Origin of the sequence: Algibacter sp., assembly GCF_029245835.1 — a bacterium.
Lineage (GTDB): Bacteria > Bacteroidota > Bacteroidia > Flavobacteriales > Flavobacteriaceae > Algibacter_B.
Map to the genome: position 1 here is coordinate 15,072 of NZ_JAQWOO010000003.1, position 23,432 is coordinate 38,503.

The 23,432-nt window shown below is 33.4% G+C and carries 24 protein-coding genes and 1 tRNA gene; 17 read left to right on the plus strand and 8 right to left on the minus strand.

What is annotated here, in order from left to right; genetic code table 11:
- Positions 1 to 3: 3 nt before the first annotated feature.
- The 3 genes from P8K68_RS00400 to P8K68_RS00410 all read left to right on the plus strand — a co-directional run bounded on the left by P8K68_RS00400 (position 4) and on the right by P8K68_RS00410 (position 2,713).
- Positions 4 to 783: a C4-type zinc ribbon domain-containing protein gene (locus tag P8K68_RS00400; RefSeq protein WP_300247089.1), complete on the plus strand. Its 780-nt coding sequence runs from the start codon at positions 4 to 6 to the stop codon at positions 781 to 783.
- A gap of 602 nt (positions 784 to 1,385) precedes the next feature.
- Positions 1,386 to 2,048, plus strand: coding sequence for a peptide-methionine (S)-S-oxide reductase MsrA (gene msrA, locus P8K68_RS00405; protein ID WP_300247091.1), 663 nt, complete (start codon positions 1,386 to 1,388; stop codon positions 2,046 to 2,048).
- A gap of 242 nt (positions 2,049 to 2,290) precedes the next feature.
- Positions 2,291 to 2,713 (plus strand): c-type cytochrome, encoded by a 423-nt coding sequence (locus P8K68_RS00410; RefSeq protein WP_300247093.1) that lies wholly within the window; start codon positions 2,291 to 2,293, stop codon positions 2,711 to 2,713.
- 211 nt (positions 2,714 to 2,924) lie between these two features.
- Here P8K68_RS00410 and P8K68_RS00415 read toward each other — a convergent pair whose 3' ends face one another.
- A complete protein-coding gene (locus P8K68_RS00415; protein ID WP_300247095.1) occupies positions 2,925 to 3,725 on the minus strand; it encodes a class I SAM-dependent methyltransferase in 801 nt (266 codons plus the stop codon).
- Positions 3,726 to 3,757: 32 nt separating this feature from the next.
- On the opposite strand from P8K68_RS00415, the gene P8K68_RS00420 reads away from it, so the two are divergent.
- On the plus strand, positions 3,758 to 4,426 hold the full coding sequence (locus P8K68_RS00420; RefSeq protein ID WP_300247098.1) for a hypothetical protein: 669 nt from the start codon (positions 3,758 to 3,760) through the stop codon (positions 4,424 to 4,426).
- A 136-nt stretch (positions 4,427 to 4,562) separates the two neighbouring features.
- Here the strand turns inward: P8K68_RS00420 and P8K68_RS00425 are convergent, their stop codons facing one another.
- Positions 4,563 to 4,982 carry a (4Fe-4S)-binding protein gene (locus P8K68_RS00425; protein ID WP_300247100.1) on the minus strand — a complete coding sequence of 140 codons (420 nt, stop codon included), beginning with the start codon at positions 4,980 to 4,982 and terminating at the stop codon, positions 4,563 to 4,565.
- 115 nt (positions 4,983 to 5,097) lie between these two features.
- Between P8K68_RS00425 and kynU the strand changes: the two genes are divergently transcribed.
- From kynU to P8K68_RS00470, 9 genes are all read left to right on the plus strand, one after another.
- A complete protein-coding gene (gene kynU / locus P8K68_RS00430) occupies positions 5,098 to 6,369 on the plus strand; it encodes a kynureninase (RefSeq protein WP_300247102.1) in 1,272 nt (423 codons plus the stop codon).
- Positions 6,370 to 6,491: 122 nt separating this feature from the next.
- The gene (locus P8K68_RS00435; RefSeq protein ID WP_300247104.1) at positions 6,492 to 7,892 is read left to right on the plus strand and encodes an NAD(P)/FAD-dependent oxidoreductase; all 1,401 of its coding nucleotides are present in this window, start codon (positions 6,492 to 6,494) and stop codon (positions 7,890 to 7,892) included.
- A 129-nt stretch (positions 7,893 to 8,021) separates the two neighbouring features.
- A complete protein-coding gene (locus tag P8K68_RS00440) occupies positions 8,022 to 8,429 on the plus strand; it encodes a RidA family protein (protein ID WP_300247106.1) in 408 nt (135 codons plus the stop codon).
- 114 nt (positions 8,430 to 8,543) lie between these two features.
- Positions 8,544 to 9,986 (plus strand): aldehyde dehydrogenase, encoded by a 1,443-nt coding sequence (locus P8K68_RS00445; protein ID WP_300247108.1) that lies wholly within the window; start codon positions 8,544 to 8,546, stop codon positions 9,984 to 9,986.
- A 116-nt stretch (positions 9,987 to 10,102) separates the two neighbouring features.
- Positions 10,103 to 10,885 (plus strand): SDR family oxidoreductase, encoded by a 783-nt coding sequence (locus P8K68_RS00450; RefSeq protein ID WP_300247109.1) that lies wholly within the window; start codon positions 10,103 to 10,105, stop codon positions 10,883 to 10,885.
- A gap of 155 nt (positions 10,886 to 11,040) precedes the next feature.
- Complete coding sequence (locus tag P8K68_RS00455; protein ID WP_300247111.1) at positions 11,041 to 11,574, plus strand: 3-hydroxyanthranilate 3,4-dioxygenase; 534 nt, start codon at positions 11,041 to 11,043, stop codon at positions 11,572 to 11,574.
- 90 nt (positions 11,575 to 11,664) lie between these two features.
- Entirely contained in the window at positions 11,665 to 12,750 is a 1,086-nt protein-coding gene (locus P8K68_RS00460) for an amidohydrolase family protein (RefSeq protein ID WP_300247113.1), read from the plus strand.
- Between the two features lie 86 nt (positions 12,751 to 12,836).
- Complete coding sequence (locus P8K68_RS00465) at positions 12,837 to 13,481, plus strand: O-methyltransferase (RefSeq protein WP_300247115.1); 645 nt, start codon at positions 12,837 to 12,839, stop codon at positions 13,479 to 13,481.
- Positions 13,482 to 13,531: 50 nt separating this feature from the next.
- Positions 13,532 to 14,596 carry a T9SS type A sorting domain-containing protein gene (locus tag P8K68_RS00470; protein WP_300247116.1) on the plus strand — a complete coding sequence of 355 codons (1,065 nt, stop codon included), beginning with the start codon at positions 13,532 to 13,534 and terminating at the stop codon, positions 14,594 to 14,596.
- A gap of 2 nt (positions 14,597 to 14,598) precedes the next feature.
- On the opposite strand, the gene P8K68_RS00475 is transcribed toward P8K68_RS00470, so the two are convergent.
- The 4 genes from P8K68_RS00475 to P8K68_RS00490 all read right to left on the minus strand — a co-directional run bounded on the left by P8K68_RS00475 (position 14,599) and on the right by P8K68_RS00490 (position 18,938).
- Complete coding sequence (locus P8K68_RS00475; protein ID WP_300247118.1) at positions 14,599 to 14,886, minus strand: twin-arginine translocase TatA/TatE family subunit; 288 nt, start codon at positions 14,884 to 14,886, stop codon at positions 14,599 to 14,601.
- A gap of 134 nt (positions 14,887 to 15,020) precedes the next feature.
- Positions 15,021 to 17,282, minus strand: coding sequence for a M1 family metallopeptidase (locus P8K68_RS00480; protein WP_300247120.1), 2,262 nt, complete (start codon positions 17,280 to 17,282; stop codon positions 15,021 to 15,023).
- Positions 17,283 to 17,389: 107 nt separating this feature from the next.
- Positions 17,390 to 17,893, minus strand: coding sequence for a DUF6702 family protein (locus tag P8K68_RS00485; RefSeq protein WP_300247122.1), 504 nt, complete (start codon positions 17,891 to 17,893; stop codon positions 17,390 to 17,392).
- A 253-nt stretch (positions 17,894 to 18,146) separates the two neighbouring features.
- Positions 18,147 to 18,938 carry a carboxypeptidase-like regulatory domain-containing protein gene (locus tag P8K68_RS00490; protein WP_300247124.1) on the minus strand — a complete coding sequence of 264 codons (792 nt, stop codon included), beginning with the start codon at positions 18,936 to 18,938 and terminating at the stop codon, positions 18,147 to 18,149.
- Positions 18,939 to 19,041: 103 nt separating this feature from the next.
- On the opposite strand from P8K68_RS00490, the gene pepE reads away from it, so the two are divergent.
- Positions 19,042 to 19,749: a dipeptidase PepE gene (pepE, locus tag P8K68_RS00495; RefSeq protein WP_300247126.1), complete on the plus strand. Its 708-nt coding sequence runs from the start codon at positions 19,042 to 19,044 to the stop codon at positions 19,747 to 19,749.
- Between the two features lie 299 nt (positions 19,750 to 20,048).
- Here pepE and P8K68_RS00500 read toward each other — a convergent pair.
- Positions 20,049 to 20,124, minus strand: a tRNA-Gly gene (locus P8K68_RS00500).
- Between the two features lie 49 nt (positions 20,125 to 20,173).
- Positions 20,174 to 20,599, minus strand: coding sequence for a GNAT family N-acetyltransferase (locus tag P8K68_RS00505; protein WP_300247128.1), 426 nt, complete (start codon positions 20,597 to 20,599; stop codon positions 20,174 to 20,176).
- 163 nt (positions 20,600 to 20,762) lie between these two features.
- Here P8K68_RS00505 and P8K68_RS00510 point away from each other — a divergent pair, with 163 nt between their 5' ends.
- From P8K68_RS00510 to P8K68_RS00520, 3 genes are all read left to right on the plus strand, one after another.
- Positions 20,763 to 21,140 (plus strand): GNAT family N-acetyltransferase, encoded by a 378-nt coding sequence (locus P8K68_RS00510; RefSeq protein ID WP_366143716.1) that lies wholly within the window; start codon positions 20,763 to 20,765, stop codon positions 21,138 to 21,140.
- 133 nt (positions 21,141 to 21,273) lie between these two features.
- Positions 21,274 to 22,437, plus strand: a complete 1,164-nt coding sequence (locus P8K68_RS00515; protein ID WP_300247130.1) for an IS4 family transposase — start codon at positions 21,274 to 21,276, stop codon at positions 22,435 to 22,437.
- Positions 22,438 to 22,527: 90 nt separating this feature from the next.
- Complete coding sequence (locus P8K68_RS00520; RefSeq protein ID WP_300247131.1) at positions 22,528 to 23,295, plus strand: M48 family metalloprotease; 768 nt, start codon at positions 22,528 to 22,530, stop codon at positions 23,293 to 23,295.
- The last annotated feature ends 137 nt before the right edge of the window (positions 23,296 to 23,432 follow it).

Genomic DNA, 23,432 nt, shown 5'->3' on the forward strand with positions numbered 1-23,432 from the left:
AGTATGGCTAAAAAGAAAGAAGTAACTGTAGAAGAGCGCTTAAGAGCGTTGTACGATTTACAACTCATCGATTCTCGTATTGATGAAATTAGAAATGTGCGTGGAGAACTTCCATTAGAAGTTCGTGATTTAGAAGATGAAGTTGCTGGATTAAGCATCAGAGTAGAAAAACTAGTTTCTAATTTAGAGGCTATTGATAATGATATTACTGGGAAAAAGAATTTGATTGAAGAATCAAAAGCTTTGATGAAAAAATATGCTGAGCAACAAAAAAATGTTAGAAATAACAGAGAATTCAATTCACTTACCAAAGAAGTTGAGTTTCAAGAACTAGAAATCGAATTGGCTGAAAAGCACATTAAAGAATTTAAAGCGCAAATAGATCAGAAAAAAGAAGTGATTACTGAAACTAAAGAGCGTTTAAAAGAACGCGAAAATCACCTAAAACACAAAAAGAGTGAGCTTGATGCTATTTTAGCAGAAACTGAAAAAGAAGAGCAAGCTTTACTCGGTAAATCTGAGGATTACAAAAAACAGATAGAAGCCCGTTTAGTTGCTGCTTACACAAGAATAAGAACAAACGTTAAGAACGGTTTAGCCGTTGTACCAATTGAAAGAGGTGCTGCTGGAGGATCTTTCTTTACTATCCCGCCACAAGTTCAGGTAGAAATTGCGTCTCGCAAAAAAGTAATCACCGATGAGCATAGTGGACGTATTTTAGTTGATGCTGCTTTAGCCGATGAGCAAAAAGCAAAAATGGAAAAAATGTTTTCTAAACTATAATCCATTTTTAAACATATAGTTAAGAGCCTTCATTTTTTTTGAAGGCTTTTTTTATAGCTAATTATTTGGGCGTTACCACAAGGGTCGGGCTTTCCGCTACAAGTCCTCTCTTCGTGCCTCGCTGTGGGCTTTTATTCATGCTCTTATATTTAATATTAATGAACTCATGAACATTATGTTTCACTGCAACCCCAAACGCAAATCAGTCCGCAGTTGGCAGTATTTAATCCACAGTTAAATACTATCTAAGAAAAACACCTCATTTAAAAGCAAACCAAAACCTCAGCAAAAAGTCAACACCCAATTTCCAACACCTTGGGAATCATAAATCTGCAAAAATAATGAGTTAAGGAATGGAGTCGCGAAGCGCAGCTTTAGGCGCGCAATTCTGAGAACAAATGGTGCTTTAGCAATTTCCTCAAATTGATATGATTTTTTGGTTTTGTGTATTTATTTTAAAATATCCACAGGACATTTTAAAATAAATAGTGCATCAAGACAAAATGAACATGAAAAAATTGAAACCTAATTTAAAATAAATTTCACATAAAACAATTTAAGGTTTCGTACATTTATACGTCTATAAAAAGAAAAAATAAATTATGAAAAGTATAATCCCAATATTAGCACTAACCCTATTCTTCAGTTGCCAAAATACTGCACAAACAAAAAAAGAGCAAGAAGCCATAATAAACGCAGAACCTATTGAAGTTGCCATTAAAAACGGAAAAGCCAGAGCCTATTTCGCAAGCGGTTGTTTTTGGTGTGTAGAAGCTATTTACGAGAGTGTTAAAGGTGTAGAAGAATCCATTTCAGGATATTCTGGTGGCCATACAAAAAAACCAACCTATGCATCCAGTAATACAGGAAGAACAGGGCATGCCGAAGCTGTAGAAATTATTTATGACCCCAAAGTTGTAAGTTTTGAAACTTTGGTTGATGTATATTTTGCATCGCAAAACGTCACCCAAGTAAACGGACAAGGAAACGACAGAGGCTCGCAATACCGTTCCATTATTTTTTATCAAAACGAAGCTCAGAAACAAATCATTTTAGAAAAGAAAACCGCTTTAGCTAAAAAACTCAATGTCAAAATTGCAGCTGAAATATACCCATTTCATAAATTCTGGGTAGCAGAAGACTATCATCAAGATTACGAAAGATTGAATCCTAATAATTCTTATATCAGAAACGTTTCTATTCCAAGATTGAATCGCTTTAAGGCTAATTTTCCTAAGGCTTTTTTGAAAGTAGAAACCCATTAAAACGAAGAAACCCTCGTGATATCCTAAAATTATTACATCATATAAAGCGTGATGTAATTGGCAATGCGCATTCTTACCAAAAAGGAATACCAAGACTGATAAATATCATTTCCATTGTTTTTCTTAATCGCTATTTTTAGCTCTATATAATGTACAATGGCACATTAAACCCTTAATTTAAATCAACTTTTATGTCTTTTAAAAATAAATACCGTACTAGTTTAAATCTATCACATTATTTAATGGTGATAATCTTATTATGTGGTGGCTTACTAATAAGTAGCTGCAATCAACAAGCACGTGGATTTGCTTTACCTGAAGGCGATATTGAAAACGGAAAAGTAACCTATAAGAAATTAGCCTGTTTTGAATGTCATAATATTTCACAAATCGATTGGAAAGGCGGAAGCGATAATCTTAACATACCACTCGGCGGCAAATTATCTAAGCTAAAATCTTATGGGGATCTCGTCACTTCCGTTATCAATCCTTCTCATAAATTAGCACGGAGCTACGAACAAAAAACTACGAAGAAAGATGGTCATTCAAAAATGAAGAGTTATAATGAAGTTATGACTGTTCAAGAACTTATTGATTTAGTTACTTTTCTTCAATCGGAATATGATATAATTGCTCCACCAACTCATTATCACCCTTATAATTGAATAATTTATAAAAAACTCAAGAGATTTTATATCAAAAGATTGTCTGCTCTCAAAAATTAATACCAAATATTCAATTACTAATTTACAACATGAAATAACTGAGAATGTTTCATGATTTTTCAGTTCAAGTCAACCAATGAGAACGTCTATTATTAATTCTAAAACCACGGAACAATAGACACAAAATTCACTAGAAAAAATTTATTATTATTTAAAGTTTTGTAGCCTTCAAAGTAAAAATTAAAGGGTACAACTTATCTTCAGTTACAAACATACCAGAATCTGTCTTTATCAAATTAGGCAATACATCATAAGGGCTTTCATCAAACTCTTTTAAATACTCAATATGCAATCCAGCTTCTGCTAAAGCATTAATTACTTCACTTAAGCCATGATTCCAACCATATTCTTTACTTACTATTTTCGAGTCTTGATTGGCATAAGTCCCTTCATATTCCTCATAAATAACATCGCCTTGCATGTAACCATACTTTATAACGGGTTTATCATCCAAATAGTCAAACATCCAAACCATCGGGTGAAATTCAGCCATAAAAAAAGTACCACCTTTCTTTAAACGCTCAGCAATCATTTTACCCCAAGGTTTTAAATGGGGCAACCAACCAATCACACCATAACTTGTAAAAACAATATCAAAAGTAGCTTTTACATATTCCGAAATATCTATAACATTACAGCAAACAAATTCAGCATCAAGTTTTAATTCATCATTTAAATTTTGTGCTAATTTAATACCTTCATCACTCAAATCTACGCCAGTACACTTCGCTCCCATCCTGCTCCAACTCAACGTGTCTTGTCCAAAATGACATTGTAAATGCAGTAATGATTTTCCAGAAACATTGCCTAAAGCCTCTAACTCATAAGGCATTAAAGAGGATTTTCCGTTTTTAAACCCTTTTAAATCATACATATCGCTTTTGGCATGCACTTTTACTTTATCGTTCCAAGTCGCTTTATTAGTATTGAAATAATTATCGTCGGTAGTCATCTTCAAGTTATATCTTTGTAAAAATCTAAATTATGAAAAAATTACTCGTCGTTATTAGCTTAATAAGTGTTTGCTTTTCTTGTAAGCAGAAAACGGAAACTATTCAACCAGAAAAAGAGCTTTCTACAGCCGAAAAAATTGCCAACGCTCATGGTTTTGAAAACTGGGAAAATGTATCTGAAATTCAATTCACTTTCAACGTAGATAAAGACAGTTCACATTTTGAACGTACTTGGATTTGGCAACCAAAAACCAATCAGGTAACATCTATTACTAAAAAAGACACTGTAAACTACAATAGAAGGAAAGTAGACTCTACACTTACAAAAACAGATGGTGGCTTTAGTAATGATAAATATTGGCTTTTAGTGCCTTTTCAATTGATTTGGGACCATGGAGCAACCCTTTCAGAATCGACTACAGAAACAGCGCCTATTAGTAAAAATCAACTCAATAAAATAACCATAACCTATCCAAATGAAGGCGGTTACACTCCTGGAGATGCTTATGATATTTATTTTGGAAATGATTATTTAATTAAAGAATGGATTTTTAGAAGAGGAAATCAAAAAAAACCTTCTATGATTACAACTTTTGAAAATTATCAAGATTATAACGGAATAAAATTAGCCAAAGACCACAAAAAAACTAAAGAAAACTGGAATCTAAACTTTACAAATATTAAAATTAAAAAAGAATAATTTTTTTATATTGTGATGTAATTAAAACTTCTAATCTAGGACCAAATTATTTATATAAAGTATATTTTTTCGCTTAATACGTCTATATATCAAAGCGTTTGAATCATTGATTTAAACGCTTTTTCATGTTTAAAACTTACCCTTTAAATTCTACCTTCACATGTGCACCATCACAATATGGTTTGTTGTTTGATTTTCCGCATCTACAAAACGCTGTTGTTTTGCTTTTAATTTCAGAATCACCATCTTTTCCAAGAACTTTTAACGTACCATAAACTAAAAGCGGACCATTCTCTAAAACTTCAACTTTGGTTTCTATGACTTGAGAGCCTCCTTCTTTTTTGCCATTCAAATAATAACTCAAAGCCCCAGAAGGACATTGTTTTACTTGATTTATTAAATCTTCGGTTGAACCCTTTTCAACCCTTATCCATGGCCTTACTTTTGGCCTAAACACATTTGGTAATCCTTTTGCACAAATCGCTGAGTGGATACAAGATTCTGGTTTCCAAACAACCGTAATGGCTCCGTTTGTATACTCTCTAGTTTTAGACATAGCATGAAGTTTTCACTAAATATACAAAAATAAGCTCGTTATCTTCATCGGTTTTTAGTATTCATTCCTAACTTAATATTGCTTATTTTTGTTAGAAACCGAAAACTAAATCGTTTTGTCCAACTATAAATCAGGTCTTGATTATGCTTTAAAACAAGACCAAAATGATGCATTAAAAGCTTACCGAAATCAGTTTCATATTCCAAAAAACAAAGATGGAAAAGACTTGATTTATATGACTGGGAATTCCTTAGGACTTCAACCAAAACAAACCAAAGCATATGTAAATCAAGAACTTGAAGATTGGGCGGATTTTGGTGTTGAAGGGCATTTTGAAGCCAAAAATCCTTGGCTCCGATACCATGAATTTCTTACTGAAAGTATGGCAAAAGTAGTAGGCGCAAAACCTATAGAAGTGATTGTTATGAATACGCTCACTGCCAATTTACATTTCATGATGGTTTCGTTTTACAAACCTACCAAAACGCGTTATAAAATACTTATTGAAAGTGATGCATTTCCTTCGGATAAATATGCAGTAGAATCACAACTTCGGCATCATGGGTTTGATGATAAAGAAGGATTAATACTTTGGAAACCCCGAAAAGATGAAGATTTACTAAATTATGAAGATTTAGAATCTATTTTAGAAGAACATGGTAATGAGATAGCGCTCATTATGATTGGTGGTGTAAATTATTATACTGGGCAGTTTTTAGATTTAAAACGTATTACAAAATTAGGGCACAAGCATGGATGCACCGTTGGCTTTGATTGTGCACATGGCGCTGGAAACGTACAATTAAATCTGCATGATTCTGGAGCAGATTTCGCTGCTTGGTGTACTTATAAATATTTAAATTCTGGCCCAGGAAGTTTAGCAGGCTGTTTTGTACATGAGCGGCATGCCCATCGTAAAGATTTAAACCGATTTGTGGGTTGGTGGAGTCACAACAAGGAAACGCGTTTCAATATGCGTGGGGAATTCGATCAGCTACCAGGAGCGGAAGGTTGGCAATTGAGTAATCCGCCTATTTTATCTATGGCCGCAATAAAAGCATCTTTAGATGTATTTGATGACGTTGGATTTGAAAAACTAATCATAAAATCAAAAAAACTAACAGGCTATTTTGAATTTTTATTAAACCAATTAGGAGAAGATACTATAAAAATTATAACACCAAGAAATCCTAAGGAACGTGGTTGCCAATTATCCATACAAGTTAAAAATGCCGACAAATCTTTACATGCAAAACTAACTGAAGCAGGAGTAATTAGCGATTGGCGAGAACCAGACGTAATTAGATGCGCTCCTGTTCCGTTTTATAATTCGTTTGAAGATGTGTATAGATTGGTTGATAAGTTGAAAGACATAATACAAGAGTAAGAACTTCTTCTCTTTTTCAAGAGAAGGTGGATTCATTCCAATACCTTGGAATGAAGACGTAAGGATTAAAATTATAATAAATACTAAAATCATGAAATTCCCGCCTACGCGGAAATAACAATATGAGAGATAATAAACAAAATATATTAGTAATTGGTGCAGGACTTTGTGGCTCTCTACTAGCCTTACGATTAGGACAAAGAGGCTACAATGTTTCCGTTTACGAAATGCGGCCAGATTTACGAAAAGTAGATATTAGTGCTGGACGTTCTATAAATTTAGCATTTTCAAACCGCGGTAATAAAGCCATGAAACTGGTGGGTCTAGAAGATAAAGTTAAAGCACTTTGTATTCCTATGAACGGACGCATGATTCATGATGAACATGGCAATACCTTTCAATCAAATTACAGCGGACGTGACCATGAATATATTAATTCTATTTCCCGTGGCGAACTGAATGCTTTGCTTTTAGATGAGGCTGAAAAACACAAAAACGTTAACATTTATTTCAATAAAAAATGTAAAACTGTTGATTTTGAAAAAACGACCGCACGGTTTGAAAGTTACAAAACCAATGATGAGTTTGTTGAAGATGCAGATATTATAATTGCTACTGATGGTGCTGGTTCTGCAATGCGAAAAAGTTACTATTTAGGGAAGAAATTTTTATTTAGTTTTTCACAAGCGTATTTAACACATGGCTATAAAGAATTGACTATTCTACCCAAAGAAAATGGGGATTATAAAATTCATAAACATGCCCTTCATATTTGGCCTCGGGGTAGTTTTATGCTTATCGCTTTACCAAATTTAGATGGTAGTTTTACGGTAACACTCTTTTTAAGTTATGATGAAGGCAAATACAATTTCAATAATTTAACAAATGAAGAGACTGTATTAGAATTTTTTCAAAACCAATTCCCAGATGCTTTAGCTGTAATGCCAAATTTGTTAGATGATTTTTTTGCAAACCCTACCGCACCATTAGGCACTATAAAATGTTCGCCTTGGCATTATAAAGGTAATACACTTTTAATGGGTGATGCTGCACACGCCATTGTTCCGTTTTATGGCCAGGGAATGAACGCCTCTTTTGAAGATGTTGTTGAGTTTGATAAAGTCTTAGACCAAAACTTAGAAGATTGGGAAACCACTTTTAAAATTTACGAAAACACACGTAAAAAAGATACCGATGCCATAGCAGATTTGGCTATTGATAATTTCCATGAAATGAAAGGCCATGTAAATCATGCAATATTCCAAGAAAAGCGTAAATTGGAAATGGCTTTAGAAAAAGAGTTTCCAAATGACTATTCTTCAAAGTATTCTTTAGTAACTTTCAATGAAAACATTGGTTATAGAGAAGCTATGTTAAGAGGGCGCGCACAAGACAAAGCCATTTTAAATATGATTTCAGATAAAAAAATTGATATTAATGGAAATCTGAAAGATATTTTAGACAAAGTAAAAACTGAAACCGAAGCTATTCTTGAAGATGACAGAATTGCTGGATTAAAATAAAAATGAGCCTTCCCTAGCCCTTCCAAAGGAAGAGAACTACATGCGCTTTAAAAATGTATAACAAAAATATTCTTAATCGCCCGAGTAAGAATCCCTTCCCTTTGGGAAGGTTAGGAAGGGCTTATTGTTATGAGTGATAAAGTAACCCCAAGAGGCGCATATCCACACACAAAACGTGTTGGTGATTTTATATTTGTATCGGGAACCAGTTCTCGCAGAGCAGACAATACCATTGCCGGTGTTGATATTATCGACGAGATGGGAACTAAACGATTAAACGCTGAAGTTCAAACTCGTGAAGTTTTAAAAAACATTGAAAAGAACTTAGCCAGCGAAGGTGCCACTTTAAAAGATGTTGTAGATGTGACTTCGTTTTTAGTTAATATGAATGATTTTTCTAGTTACAATAAAGCATATGCTGAGTTTTTTGATGTAGCAACTGGACCAACGCGAACTACAGTTGCAGTGCACCAATTACCACATCCGGATTTAGTGGTTGAGATTAAGGTTGTAGCATATAAGACTATTCCTGAGTAGGCAGGAATTTTAAAAATACAATGGAGTAATTAAAATCCAAATGATAAACACCTTATTCAAACTTAAAAGAAACCGTAAAGCTTTCCCCTCCTTGCAGGGGAAAAGATTATAGTTATGATTAAAATCCAAAACTTCATAAACGGCAAATTTGAAAATCCAATTTCAGACGAATGGATAGATAACTATTGCCCTTCAGATGGTGAAGTTTATGGACAAATACCAAACTCTTCAAAGCAAGATGTAGAAAACGCATATAATGCGGCAATAGAAGCATTTCCAAGCTGGTCTAAATCCACATTAGAAGCACGCAGTAGAATCTTAATTAAAATTTCAGAATTACTAGAAACCAATTTACTACGTTTCGCAGAAGCAGAAAGCAAAAACAATGGTAAACCCATCAGTTTAGCTAAAGCTATTGATATTCCAAGAGCTGCAAGTAATTTTAGATTCTTTGGAAATGCCATTACGCAATTTGCAAGCGAAAGTCATGAAAGTATTGGTCAAAACGCCATTAATTACACCTTGCGCCAACCTATTGGAGTTGTAGGCTGTATTTCGCCTTGGAACCTCCCTCTCTATCTATTTACGTGGAAAATAGCACCAGCTATTGCAGCAGGAAATTGTGTGGTTGCTAAACCCAGTGAAGTTACCCCTATGACCGCTTATTTACTTGGAGATATATTAAAAGAGGCTGGTCTACCTAAAGGCGTTTTAAATATAGTTCATGGATTAGGCTCAACTGCGGGGCAAGCCATTATTGAACATCCAAATATTAAAGCTATTTCGTTTACAGGAGGTACTTCTACAGGAGCGCATATAGCCAAAGTGGCTGCACCAATGTTTAAAAAGCTATCTTTAGAATTAGGAGGGAAAAACCCAAACATCATTTTTGCAGATTGCGATTATGATGATATGTTAGAAACTACAGTACGTTCATCGTTCGCGAATCAAGGACAGATTTGTTTATGTGGAAGCCGCATTTTTGTTGAAGCTTCTATTTATGAAAGATTTAAAATTGACTTTATTGGAAAAGTAAAGCAGTTAAAAATTGGACACCCATCTGAAAGCTCAACCGATATTGGAGCTTTAGTTTCAAAACCACATTTAGAAAAAGTTTTAAGCTATATTGATATTGCAAAAGATGAAGGTGGAAAAATACTTTGTGGTGGGAATCGTGTAACCCTAAAAGACTATGAAAATGGTTATTATTTAGAGCCTACAGTTATTGAAGTTAAAACTAATGACTGTAGTGTCAATCAAGAAGAAATATTTGGTCCAGTTGTTACCATCATGCCTTTTGAAACTGAAGATGATGTTTTAGAAATGGCAAACAAGGTTAAGTATGGCTTGTCTGCAACAATATGGACTAACAACCTTAAACGTACCATGCGCATGAGTAATAAATTACAAGCAGGTATTGTATGGATAAACACATGGATGCTGCGTGATTTACGAACACCATTTGGTGGTATAAAAGTATCAGGTGTTGGTCGCGAAGGTGGCTTTGAAGCGTTACGTTTTTTTACAGAATCTAAGAACGTTTGTATTAAATATTAAAAGCCCACACAACCTTCCCAAAAGGAAGCAGTGAGCAACGAAAAATATAGTTTAACTAACTCTTTGTACCCAGCTAGAGTTCTTCCCCTTTTGGGGAGGTTAGTAGGGGTTTATATATGGATTTAAAATTAAATAATAAATATGCATTAGTTTGTGGTAGCACACAAGGTATAGGAAGAGCCACAGCTATAGCATTGGCTGCGGAAGGTGCAAACGTAACACTCGTTGCTAGAAATAGAGAAAAGCTAAAAGAAGTTTTAGCTGAACTTCCAGACCATAGAAACCACAATTACATAGTCGCTGATTTCTCTAACCCTAGAGAGCTGCAGGAGCAGGTCATTAAATTTATTGATAAAGAACATGGGTTTCATATTGTTGTAAATAACACCGGAGGACCAAGAAGTGGTAGCATTTTAACAGCTAGTTTAGAAGCTTTTGAAAATGCTTTTACCATGCATTTAAAATGTAATCATCTGTTAGCACAAGCCACAATTCCATTTATGAAAGCGGAGGGTTTTGGTAGAATTATTAATGTTATTTCAACCTCTGTAAAAGAGCCAATCCCGGGATTAGGTGTTAGCAATACCATTAGAGGTGCTGTTGGTAATTGGAGTAAAACTTTATCGATTGAAGTTGCCGAATTTGGCATAACCGTAAACAACGTACTTCCTGGTTTTACAGACACCGAGCGTTTAGCTGAAATCATTAAAATTAAGGCTAATATTGAAGAAAAGTCTATTGAGGATATGACTGAAATTATGAAAAACTATGCGCCTGCAAAACGTTTTGCTCAACCTGAAGAAACTGCTCATGTTATAACCTTTTTAGCCAGTGAAGCTGCGAGTTATGTTAATGGCATTAATGTTCCGGTTGATGGTGGACGCACCAAATCTTTATAATATTTTAACTAGGATAACTTTAATAAAATTTAAGGGGTTCGTATATTAGTAAAGAATTTGCGTTAAGGATAGAAGCGGCATCCTTTTTTGCTTTTTCTGCAAAAAAGATACAGCGGATAGCCTGACCCTTGTGGTAACGCCCAAAACATGAAACTATGAGCCATTTAACGTCTCCCATAAATTTTAAAGCGTGGATTGAAGAAAACAGATATCTTTTAAAGCCACCAGTGGGCAATAAAGTAGTTTGGAAAGATGGCGATTTTATTGTGATGGTTGTAGGTGGACCGAATAACAGAAAAGACTATCATTACAATGAAACACCTGAATTTTTCTATCAGGTAGAAGGTGATATTGTTTTAAAAATTATTGACAAAGGCACGCCAAAAGATGTACATATTAAAGAAGGAGATATTTATTTATTACCTCCTAAAGTGCCACATTCTCCACAACGAGGTGCCAATACCGTGGGATTAGTTATAGAATATAAAAGACCAGAAGGCGTGCGTGATGCATTGCTTTGGTTTTGCGAAAATTGTGTTACTAAATTGTATGAAGAAGATTTCACTTTAGACAATATTGAAACCGATATGCCGAAAATATTTGACAAATATTATAAAGATAAAGACAAACGTAGCTGCCCAAACTGCGGAGAAGTTATGCAACCGCCAAAGAAAGTGAAAATAGAATAGCTATTTAAATTTCGTCTTTACCAAGAGGTATAATGACGTCTCTTAATAAATTAAAAGATTGCCGCGGCTAAAGCCTCGCAATGACAAAAAATGGAAAAGCGCAAACTTAGAATTAACGGACATTCTCATTTATTGCCTTATCCTGAAGAAATACCAGAATTCATGCAAGAGAAAGGTATTTTTTGGGTGGATAAAGACCGTAAATTTATGCTTCAAAAGGACTGGAAACGTCCGGTTACCGACTCTAGTTTTTTCTTAGATGAAAAGCTTGAATGGATGGAGCGAAACAAACTTGATCATGCTGTGGTTTTAAATTTATCACAATTATACGGTAATGGTTTACGGGTTGAGGAAATGAAAAAAGCATTGCGGTTTCAAAATGATTTTAATGCTAAAGTGCAACATGATAACCCCAGTAAATTTACTTGTGGTTTTGTGGTGCATCCAGCATTTATAAGAAGTGCTTGTTGGGAGATAGAGCGTTGTGTTGAAAATCATGGCATGCAACTGTTATGCTTACCTACTCATTATATGGACACCATAGGTACATGGCGTTGTATTTTTGATGAAGATAATGAGCCTATTTTTGAATTGGCTGACAAATACAATTTAGCAGTTGAAATTCACCCCTATGATGGTGAGAAATTCATAAAACTAGAAAACATTTCGTGGCGCTTTCATTTAATATGGATGTTAGCGCAATGTGGTGATGCTTATCATTTTTTAACATTGAATGGTTACCAAGACAAATTCCCAAATATGCGAACTTGTTTTGCACATGGTGGGCAGTTGGCTCAAATTAATTTAGGCCGACGAATTCAAGGTTTTGATGGTAGGCCCGATTTATTTGAAGGCAAACACCACCCAAGGAAAGCTGTAGGACACAAAAACATCTTTTTTGACACTCTAGTTCATGATACTGGCGGACTAGAATTATTGATAAGAAATCATGGCTCTAAACAAGTTATAATGGGGCTTGATGATCCTTATCCTTTAGGTGAAATGGAAAGTGATAAACAATCTTCTTACCCAGGAAAAATATTAGATCTTGCCATGAAAAGGAAAATTATTACTGAAAAAGAATATGATGATATTTGGGAGCATAACGTCATTCAGTGGTTATGTGGTGATGATGAAAGTGCCAAACAAAAATTAATCAATAGAATTTTAAATTAGTTGCTAGGTCGTCTCGAGCGCAGTCGAGAGGCTGTTAAATAAAAACAATATTAAATGAGGTGCCGACTGCCTCGACCAAAAAAAATATGCATTTTATACCTGAAAATTTAGATGATTACGTGGTTGCTCATTCTGAAGACGAGCCAGAATTACTACAGCAATTACATAGAGAAACCTATCAAAAAATTTTACAACCCAGAATGCTTAGCGGGCATTATCAAGGGAGGCTTTTAAGTATGATTTCCAAACTGGTGAATCCTAAAAACATTTTAGAGATTGGCACTTATACGGGTTATTCGGCATTGTGTTTAGCTGAAGGCATGCAAAGTAATGGTGAGCTACATACTATTGACATTAATGAAGAATTGGTTGATTTTCAGCGTAAATATTTTGATAAGTCTGCTTATGGAAAACAAATTCATCAGCATTTAGGTGATGCTTTGGAGATTATTCCAAAGCTAGACGCTACTTTTGATTTAATTTTCATTGATGCTGATAAAGAAAACTACTCGAACTACTTTAATGCCATTATAGATAAATTAAATTCTGGTGGCATTATTTTATCTGATAATGTTTTATGGAGTGGTAAGGTTTTAGATACTGTTTTTAAGAAAGAAGACAGCTCTACACCTGCACTCATTGAATATAATGCGCTTTTAAAACATGATAAACGGGTTGAAACGGTTGTTTTACCTATTCGTGATGGGCTTACTATTAGTAGGAAAATTTAAAGCTAAAGCCTTATATGTTAGATTTTTCATATATTTAAACAAAATCAACCATGAAAAACCTAACCTACCACTGTTTTACGCTATTAATATTTTCTTTATTCCCGACTATACACTACGCACAATGTGCTTTAAATAATGCGCCTCCAGGTGAGTATATTGATATAAGTTCCTGTCAATATATAGAAGCACCTCCAGGCACTTATAGTCCAGGTGGAAATATTACAGCACCTATAGAATGTGAACCAGGAAGGTTTTCTGATGTTTCAGGAAGCGAATTTTGTCAATCTTGTCCAGCTGGCACATTTCAACCCAATTCGGGAAGTACAGAATGCACTTTGTGTCCACCGGGTAAATCTCAAGCTAATACAGGTAGTATTGACTGTATTGCATGTTCTCCAGGGAAATTTGCAGATACTCTAGGAAGTGTGGTTTGTACAGATTGTTCAGAGGGTAAATTCCAACCTATTGAAGGACAAACAGAGTGTTTAGATTGTCCAAAAGGCAGATACCAACCAAACACAGGAAGTGCAGAATGCCTATCTTGTAGCTCAGGAACTTTTGCAAGCACTACAGGAAGCGCGACATGTACTGATTGTGCTCCAGGAAAATACGCAGATACAGAAGGAAGTGAGGTCTGTACAGACTGTCCTTCTGGCAGGTACCAGCCTGATTCAGGAAGTAACGAATGTATTGGATGTGAACCAGGAAAATTTACTTCAACCACTGGAAGTGTTAATTGTACGGATTGCCCAGTTGGAACATTTCAACCTAATTCTGAAAGTGTGGACTGTATAAATTGTCCCGATGGAAGCTCTACTTCTGGCACAGGAGCTATGACTTGCGACATTACACTAAAATTAAAAGAAAGTTCTTTTTCTGATATTATAAAATACTACCCAAATCCTACCAATGGTGATATTACTTTCAATTTAAGCAAACATTACCAGCTCTTAAATATAGAAATTATAGATATTTATGGTAAAAAAATCCATTCCAAAACCTATGACAACATTCAAGTTTTTAAAATAAACATGTCTAGTTTTTCAAACGGTAAATATATTTTCAAAATATGGAATAATAAAAAGAATGCTGTTTTTGCTATTTTGAAGCAATAAAACTAAAACTTTCGCTTAACTGAACCCGTAAAATCTTCGATATCGTCTTTTACTCTATCCAGTTCTTTTTTCACATCTTTAGCAATGCTGGTGTCAAGACCGTTTTTTTCGGCGGTTTTAGTGATTTCGTGTTTAATATCGTTGGTGGCGTCTTTAAGAGTGCGCATGCCTTTTCCTAAACCACGAGCAATTTCCGGTAGTTTATCGGCGCCAAAGACCATAATAGCAATAAAGAGTATGAATGCTATTTCTGCACCGCTAATAAATAAGAATGTAGCTTGTTGTATCACAGTACAAATATAGTAAGTTGTTTTTATTATACTGGTTACCAATTAAATTTATTGGCATAAAAAAAAAGCCGATTTTGAAAACCGGCTATTTTACAAAACTATCAGCCAATTATAGGATAACATAATGCTGTTTGCTAACTTTTTACTTTTTCTTTAAACTTATCAAAGTTATTAGCTTCATTCATTTTTGGCCAAGAATTGTTAGACGTATCAACATCGGCAGTTTCTAGGTCTGGATCTACCATAAAACTCGTTATAGTTTTATTTGTTTTAAATACTTTTTTAACTTCATTTTCATTATACCTCCATATTTGAGCTGGATAGGTTTTTCTTTCGGTTGTACCATCTTCATAAGTCATCTCTAAAATAATTGGCATAACTAACCCTCCTGGTTTTTCAAACGTTACTTCGTAAAAATACTTAGGCGCTTCTTTTAGTTTTACTTTCTCTTCTTGAGGAAGACTTTCTATATAATCCGTTAAAAATTTAAAATCTGAAATGCTTTTTGAATCTTTTGGCATTTTACCAGCTTCTGCTTCTACATAATAGACTAATCTGTCTTTATACTCCGCCAAATTAATATTATACTTTTTCGCAGTTTCTGCTGCTATTTCTGAAGGTTGATTTGATAAATAATATTGTTTTACATCTTTAATACCTATATCTGTATAATCTGTTGTGTAAAACCACCCTCTCCAGAACCAATCTAAATCCATTGCTGAAGCGTCTTCCATAGTTCTAAAAAAATCTGCAGGTGTTGGGTGTTTAAACATCCAACGTTGCGAGTATGTTCTAAAAGCATAATCAAACAATTCTGGCCCCATAATGGTTTGTCTTAACATATACAATGCTGCTGCAGGTTTTGTATATGCATTTGGCCCAAATTGGAATACATAATCACCTTGAGACATAATTGGAGATATATAATTTTGATCGCCACCCATGTAAGGGACAATATCTTTAGGAAGGTTTCCTGTGATAAAATTCGGATCATAATCTAGTTCTGCCAACGTTTCAACAAACGAATTAAGACCTTCGTCCATCCATGTCCATTGACGCTCATCACTATTAACAATCATAGGGAAAAAGTTATGCCCCACCTCGTGAGTTATAACGCCTATCATACCTCTTTTTACACGTTCAGAATATGTACCATCTGGTTTTGGACGACCATAGTTAAAACATATCATAGGATACTCCATCCCCTGTCGTTCTGAATGTACAGATACTGCTTTGCTATACGGATAATCAAAAGTTAGTTTAGAATATTCTTCTAAACTATTTGCAACAACTCGCGTAGAATGCTCTTCCCACAATGGATTACCTTCTTTCGGATAAAGTGATATAGCCATTACAGAACGCCCATTGATATTAACCGCCATAGCATCCCAAATATATTTTCTTGAAGAGGCAAAAGCAAAATCTCTTACTCTATTTGCTTTAAAATGCCACGTTTTATTTTTAGTGCTTCTTTTAGATTCTGCTACAATAGCTTCTTCTTCAGAAACAATAAATACAGGATCTGTAAAAGATTTTTTTGCTAGTGCAAAACGTTTTTGCTGCTCTTTTGTTAAAACATCCTTTGGGTTTTGTAATTCTCCTGTAGACTCTAAAATATGATCTGCTGGCACGGTTATTTTTACATCAAAATTCCCGAATTCTAAAGCAAATTCACTGCGTCCCCAAAACTGCATATTTTGCCAACCCTCTACATTATCATAAACACAAAGTCTAGGGTGAAATTGAGCAATAGTGTAATTATTATTACCATCAGGAAAGGTTTCTAAACCAGAACGACCTCCATCTGTATTTATATCGTTAATATTATAATGCCATTTTATACTAAATTTAAAAACCTCACTGGGAGCTAATGGTTTTGATAAATTTATTCGCATCATGGTTTGATTTATAGTATGTGATAAATCTGAACCATTTTCATTTTTAACGTAATCAATATTAAAACCACCATCAAAACGTTCTTTCAAATTTGCTTTAGTAAACGCTCCAGAATCATTAAAAGGTACGTTAAAAACCTCTGTTTCAATATCTGGAGTTTTTGAATCTTTAGCACGCATATTTTGGTCTAACTGAATCCATAAATATTCCAAATAATCGTTAGAATTATTATGATACGTTATTTTTTCGTCACCAAAAAGTTGATTTTTATTTTCGTCCAAACGAATATTCATTATATAATCTACCTGCTGTTGTGTATAGGCATGTCCGGGAGCGCCTGAAGCTGTTCGTGTTTCATTTGGTGTTGCCAGAAGATCTTTCATTTGTCTGAATTTGTTCTGATCTGAATGACCTTTTTGTTTTTCTTTAGCTTGCTCTTGAGCAAAAGCGCCAGAAAAAAGGAATACTAATGATAAGAAAAGGTACGCATGCTTCCTCATAGTTTTTTTGTTTTATTAGAAAAAAAAGTGATTTTTGCAATTTTCGTTAGAAGATTGTCACAAAACGGTGTCGAAATTACTAAATTATGTATTCATTCAACATCGTTTTAATTAAAATTTAACAAAGCGTTTGGATTATCAGATGTTAAAATGAAACTTTTATTTTTAGAATTTATTTTCATCTTTACAATGTTTTGTTGATCTTTTTGTAAATCGAATAAAATACTATTTGTAATGGAGAAAGATGCTATATTTTTTATATGTTCAACCTCTAAATAGCACCTTACTATATCACCTTCATATTCTTTTCCTATATAATTGAATATAACCGCTTTTTTATTAATACTTAACTTGATTTTATCTTGTAGATATTTTTCAATATAGATATCAATTATTTTTGGCTCATCCTTTTCTGCAAGCACAATATTTTCATCATAATTTGACTTTAATACACTCTCAAAATCGTCAATAAATAATCTTGAAGTTATTTGAACCGACTCCTTTTCTTTTATATAATTGATTTGAGTAACGCTTATGTAGTATTTATGCATGGATGAGAATGCAAATAGCGGAATGATAAAACCAATTACTAAAAATTTAAAAATTTTCATAAATAGGGTTAAAAATAGAAACTAAAATACTTCATTAGAGTTCAAAAAGCGTTCCAAAGTTTTTTTTAGAACATATTATTAAAAACCTCATAAACTTGAAAATTATTTATGTAATATAGACTTTGCAGAAATAATTTCAATTGAAACAATAACTTCTTTTAATTTATACTAAGCGGAAAAAAAATAAAAAAAAACGCAAACAGCTTTTAATGTTTTGTTAAAAGCTGTTTATTATAAATGTATTTTATTTTTTCTAATTCAGAAAATCGATGCTTTTATTATTCAAAAGTTCAAGAAATTCCATTTCCTTTCCGTAGTTAAGTAATGAAAAATCAAAATCGCCACTTTCTACAAATCGTATAAATTCTTCAACACGATGTTCTGGAATTTTAAAATTATCAACCAAAAACTCAGAACCAAAATAATACTTAATAGATTCAATGGGCACATCGGGTACACCAGCCTTCTTTTTATCTTTCACCTCAGCCCTAAATAAAGGAAGCAATAACTGATCAACAACATTAATAATATTAAGACCATTTACCATAGGTTGATGCTGCCTATCAATAGCAATATTATTTACTTCAGATTTATTATCTATTTCAAAATCATAATCTTTACTATGCTTAACCCCAAAATACAAAGCATCTAATTGAGGCTTAAAAGGTTTAGTAGCTTCTAAATCTGTATTTAAATTACCTGATAGTCCTTTCGTAAAAACAACCACCTCATCTAACTTATTAATCTCTTCAATTAAAAAGAGTTTCATTTTTTTAGATTTTATAATAGCATCATTAACTTTAAAAGTAATATTTTGATATTGTAACGCACTAACTTCAATAATATCATTTAATGTTACTTTCAGTTTAAATTCGCCATTATCATCAGTAATTGTTCCTGTATTTGAAGAGCTATTAAATATTGTAATACCAGAAATATCGCTACCTTCAACAATAATTTTACCAGAAACTTCTATTCGTGTTATGGTTTGAGAAATTACAGATATTGAAGAAACTAAAGCGAGAACCAAGAAAAACCTTTTCATATTTTTTATTTTCAAATTACTACATTAATTTGTTTATTTAAAACAAAAATCATCAATTCTTTTAATACCACTAATTAATTAATTTTATACACACTTAAAACTTATGCGTAACATAATCATTGCTAGCACTTCAACAATTCACGGTAGCGGATATTTAGAATATATTCTAGACGAATTAAAGGTGTTTTTTAAAAACGCAAACACCATTCTTTTTATCCCTTATGCAAGACCAAGTGGCATTTCGCATAATGATTATACCGAAATCGCAAGTAAGGCTTTCCAAAAAATTAACAAACAAGTAAAAGGCATTCACGAGTTCGATAACCCAACAGAAGCTATTAAAAACGCAGAAGGCATTTTTGTTGGCGGTGGTAACACCTTTGTTTTAACAGATCAATTATATAAAAATAACATCATCAATACCTTACAAAAAGAGATACAAAACGGTACACCCTATTTAGGCACAAGTGCGGGCAGTAATATTTGCGGTTTAACTATTAAAACCACAAACGACATGCCTATTGTATATCCACCAAATTTCAACGCTCTAGGCTTGGTTCCCTTCAATATAAACCCGCATTATTTAGACCCAAATCCCAAAAGTAAACATAAAGGTGAAACTAGAGAAACCAGAATAAAAGAGTTCCATCACTTCAATACTCAACCCGTTATTGGCTTAAGAGAAGGTAGCTGGTTGCGCGTTAACAATAATTCTATTCTATTAAAAGGGAATTTAACCGCTAGAGTTTTCGAATACAACAAAACTCCTTATGAGGTTAATTCAGGCACAGAATTAAATCAATTAAAATAAAATAATTTGGGCGTGCCCCCGAAAGGGGTCGGGCTATCCGTTACAAGTCCTCGCACTTCCTTCGTCAGGATGTGGGCTTTCCACTACTATCCCTCACGCGGGCTTACCTGCTAACACCGCTTACCAAATGGCAAATTAAAACAAATCTGTATAAAAAAAGCTCCATCGTATTGATGAAGCTTTTAGAGCGGGAGACCAGGTTCCCTTCGACTGCGCTCAGGATAAACTTCTCACCTTACTCGTTAGTTAATCAGTAAACTACAAACATAAAAAAAAGCCCCATATTTCTATGAGGCTTTTGGAGCGGGAGACCAGGTTCGAACTGGCGACATTCAGCTTGGAAGGCTGACGCTCTACCAACTGAGCTACTCCCGCTTTTTCCAGCTACAAATATAGAAACTGTTTCTAATTCTGCAAGAAAAAATTAAAGCTTTTTTAAAAAATGATAGCCTAAAATGTTAAAACCTTCATTAAAATAAAATTTGTGTGATGCCGAATTTGAAACATAGGTATTTAACTCCATAGCTTCAAACCCTTTAGCTTTTACATAATTATAAATCCAGTCAAAAAAATCTTTCCCTAAACCTTGTCTTCTATAACCATCATCAATAAAAACATGATCGGGCTCCACACTTCTTCCAGAATAATGTCTCGTGCAAAACCACAATCCGCAAACACCAATTAGTTTCTCATCATCATAGATAACGGCACATTCATAATTTTGAGTTATCATTTCAGAAAATCGCTGTTTCAAAACCGCATCAGAGTCTATATTCCCATTAAGCTTCTGCACCAAAGGAACAACAGAATGTATTTTATCTTTTTCAATAATATCAAATATAAATGGCATAAAATAAGTTTTATGTGAAGGTAAGAATTCTTAAAAATATTTTTAAGTTTGAAATACCAATATAGAAAATAGATTCAATATTAGTTTAGACTATAAAATAAAACCCATTAGCGCTAAGGAAACTTATGGCGTAAGGCACCCTGTATTAAGAAGCGGAAAACCAATTGAATCTTGCGTTTTTAATGGAGATAATCTTGAAACTACATTACATCTCGGAATATTTATAAATGATAATCTAATAGGTATTTGCTCCTTTTTTAAAAATACCCACCCTAATATTAAGGAAATCCCACAATATCAGTTAAGAGGAATGGCAGTTTTAAAAGCATTTCAAGGCAAAGGTTTAGGCAAAATCATATTAAAACATGGAGAAGCGGCACTAAAAACAAAAAATGTTAAAAAAATATGGTGCAATGCTAGAGAAATTGCAGTTCCTTTTTACAAAAAAAACAATTATGAAATTGGCAGTAAACCATTTAACATAAAAGAAATTGGCACCCATTATATGATGCACAAAACATTGTTTTACAATACATTATAAAGTGACTTAACACTAGTGTCCACTAAAAATTAAACAAAGTTCTTTGAAATTATTGTAAGTCTGTATTTTAAGTCTCATTTTGAAGCGTGACGATTTGAAATGAATATTATGTTCGTAATTCAAAATTACGAAAATGAATCAAGGCAAATATGTGTTTTCTCAATTGGTAAAATTTCTTCCACAACGAGTTTTTGATAGAATAACGGCTAATTATCAAGGGAACAAATCCGTTAAGCATTTTACTTGTTGGAATCAATTATTATGTATGATTTTTGGACAAATTTCTGCCAGAGAAAGTTTGAGAGATTTGATAACTACCATAGAGGCTCATCAATCAAAATCATATCATTTGGGATTTGGAAAAAGTATAACTCGCAGTAACTTATCAAAAGCAAATGAAAAACGTAACTATAAAATATTTGAAGAGTTTGCTAATCATTTAATTGGCATTGCACAATTGAAAAACAGCAAAGATACTTTCGGTATAAAAGGCAATATTTATGCTTTTGATTCTTCAACAGTTGATCTTTGTTTGAGTGTATTTTGTTGGGCTCATTTTCGTAAAACTAAAGCAGGCATAAAATTACATACACTTTTTGATATTAACACTCAAATCCCTGTATTCATTCATATCACAAAGGCAAACATACACGATGTAAACGCAATGGATGTTATCGATTATGAACCATTAGCTTATTATATTTTTGATAGAGCTTATGTAGATTATCAGCGTCTTTATCGAATTACAAAAGCGAAAGCTTATTTTGTAGTTAGAGCAAAATCTAATATTAAATTCAATAGAATGTATTCAAATACGGTAGATAAAACTACAGGAATTAAATATGACCAAATTGGAAAAATTGAAGGATTTTACACCTCTAAAGATTATCCTGAAAAATTACGAAAAGTGAAATTTGTGGATAAAGAAAATGGAAAAACATTAGTGTTTTTAACAAACAACTTTGATTTATCAGCAAACGATATTGCATTGCTTTACAAACAAAGATGGCAAGTGGAATTATTCTTCAAATGGATAAAACAACACTTAAAAGTAAAAACTTTTTGGGGCAGAACAGAAAATGCTGTTCGCACACAAATTAATATCGCGATAATAACATATTGCTTAATTAATATAATTGCAAAAGATTTAAAAATCAATCGCTCAACGTATGAAATCATACAAATTTTATCAGCATCATTACTTGATAAAACACCTGTAAATGAATTACTTATGAAATCAGATTACAATAATGTCAAAGAACTAAATACTAATCAACTGGTTTTCAACTTGTTTTAAGTGGACACTAGTGGTGACTTAATTTAAAATTGAGTGTCAAAATAAGCATAAACTAAAATTTTGTAATTTTAGATATAATTTTTTTTTAAAATGAGAGGAAGAAATCTAAAAGTCAGATTATTAATAGGAGCAGCTATAGCTTTATTTTTTGTTTTTAAAAGGTGTAGCCAACAAGAAGTAAACCCATATACTGGCAGAACACAAACCATATCAATGACTCCAGATAAAGAAATTGCAATTGGCTTACAAAGCGCGCCACAAATGGCTCAACAACATGGTGGTTTACATCCAAACACACAATATCAAGCCTTAGTTGATAATGTTGGAAACAAATTAGTAAACAATAGTATTGCTAAACAAACACCTTATAAATACGAGTTTCATTTACTAGCAGACCCTAATACTATTAACGCTTTTGCATTACCTGGTGGACAAATATTTATTACTCATGCACTTTTTTCTAAATTAAAAAACGAAGACCAATTAGCAGGTGTTTTAGGGCACGAAGTTGGACACGTTTTAGGAAGACACAGTGCAGAACGAATTGCTGAAAGTGAATATTGGCAAGGCTTATCCACAGCAGGCTCTGTTGGTGCTGATATGGGTGGGTTAGTTAGTGGTATTGGACAAAACACATTGCTTACCAACGGAAGAGATGATGAATTAGAAAGTGATGACCTTGGGGTTAGGTTTATGATTAAAGCAGGATATAATCCAGAAGAGATGATAGGTGTAATGGAAATTTTAAAAGCTGCTGCTGGCCCAAATCGTGTTCCAGAAATGCAAAGTACACATCCTGATCCGGACAACAGAATTGAAAAAATTTATGAAGCTATTGAAAAATATAAAAATCAATAAAAAGAGGTCGTCTAAAAACAATTTAGGCGATCTTTTTATTTTTGGTCATTTAGGTTTTATTTTGACGCTCTTTGTTTTAATAGTAAATAATAATGTTGTTAAAATAGAGCAAAGCGATTTCTATATCGCCAAACTCA

Excerpts from the sequence above, each read along its gene's own strand:
- P8K68_RS00420 (WP_300247098.1), top strand. The coding sequence starts at position 3,758 with ATGAAAAAATTACTCGTCGTTATTAGCTTAATAAGTGTTTGCTTTTCT.
- P8K68_RS00465 (WP_300247115.1), top strand. The coding sequence starts at position 12,837 with ATGCATTTTATACCTGAAAATTTAGATGATTACGTGGTTGCTCATTCT.
- P8K68_RS00520 (WP_300247131.1), top strand. The coding sequence starts at position 22,528 with ATGAGAGGAAGAAATCTAAAAGTCAGATTATTAATAGGAGCAGCTATA.
- P8K68_RS00445 (WP_300247108.1), top strand. The coding sequence starts at position 8,544 with ATGATTAAAATCCAAAACTTCATAAACGGCAAATTTGAAAATCCAATT.
- P8K68_RS00410 (WP_300247093.1), top strand. The coding sequence starts at position 2,291 with ATGGTGATAATCTTATTATGTGGTGGCTTACTAATAAGTAGCTGCAAT.
- P8K68_RS00440 (WP_300247106.1), top strand. The coding sequence starts at position 8,022 with ATGAGTGATAAAGTAACCCCAAGAGGCGCATATCCACACACAAAACGT.
- P8K68_RS00425 (WP_300247100.1), bottom strand. The coding sequence starts at position 4,982 with ATGTCTAAAACTAGAGAGTATACAAACGGAGCCATTACGGTTGTTTGG.
- P8K68_RS00460 (WP_300247113.1), top strand. The coding sequence starts at position 11,665 with ATGGAAAAGCGCAAACTTAGAATTAACGGACATTCTCATTTATTGCCT.
- P8K68_RS00450 (WP_300247109.1), top strand. The coding sequence starts at position 10,103 with ATGGATTTAAAATTAAATAATAAATATGCATTAGTTTGTGGTAGCACA.
- P8K68_RS00505 (WP_300247128.1), bottom strand. The coding sequence starts at position 20,599 with ATGCCATTTATATTTGATATTATTGAAAAAGATAAAATACATTCTGTT.
- pepE (WP_300247126.1), top strand. The coding sequence starts at position 19,042 with ATGCGTAACATAATCATTGCTAGCACTTCAACAATTCACGGTAGCGGA.
- P8K68_RS00400 (WP_300247089.1), top strand. The coding sequence starts at position 4 with ATGGCTAAAAAGAAAGAAGTAACTGTAGAAGAGCGCTTAAGAGCGTTG.
- P8K68_RS00435 (WP_300247104.1), top strand. The coding sequence starts at position 6,492 with ATGAGAGATAATAAACAAAATATATTAGTAATTGGTGCAGGACTTTGT.
- P8K68_RS00480 (WP_300247120.1), bottom strand. The coding sequence starts at position 17,282 with ATGAGGAAGCATGCGTACCTTTTCTTATCATTAGTATTCCTTTTTTCT.
- P8K68_RS00470 (WP_300247116.1), top strand. The coding sequence starts at position 13,532 with ATGAAAAACCTAACCTACCACTGTTTTACGCTATTAATATTTTCTTTA.
- P8K68_RS00515 (WP_300247130.1), top strand. The coding sequence starts at position 21,274 with ATGAATCAAGGCAAATATGTGTTTTCTCAATTGGTAAAATTTCTTCCA.
- msrA (WP_300247091.1), top strand. The coding sequence starts at position 1,386 with ATGAAAAGTATAATCCCAATATTAGCACTAACCCTATTCTTCAGTTGC.
- P8K68_RS00485 (WP_300247122.1), bottom strand. The coding sequence starts at position 17,893 with ATGAAAATTTTTAAATTTTTAGTAATTGGTTTTATCATTCCGCTATTT.
- P8K68_RS00415 (WP_300247095.1), bottom strand. The coding sequence starts at position 3,725 with ATGACTACCGACGATAATTATTTCAATACTAATAAAGCGACTTGGAAC.
- P8K68_RS00490 (WP_300247124.1), bottom strand. The coding sequence starts at position 18,938 with ATGAAAAGGTTTTTCTTGGTTCTCGCTTTAGTTTCTTCAATATCTGTA.
- P8K68_RS00455 (WP_300247111.1), top strand. The coding sequence starts at position 11,041 with ATGAGCCATTTAACGTCTCCCATAAATTTTAAAGCGTGGATTGAAGAA.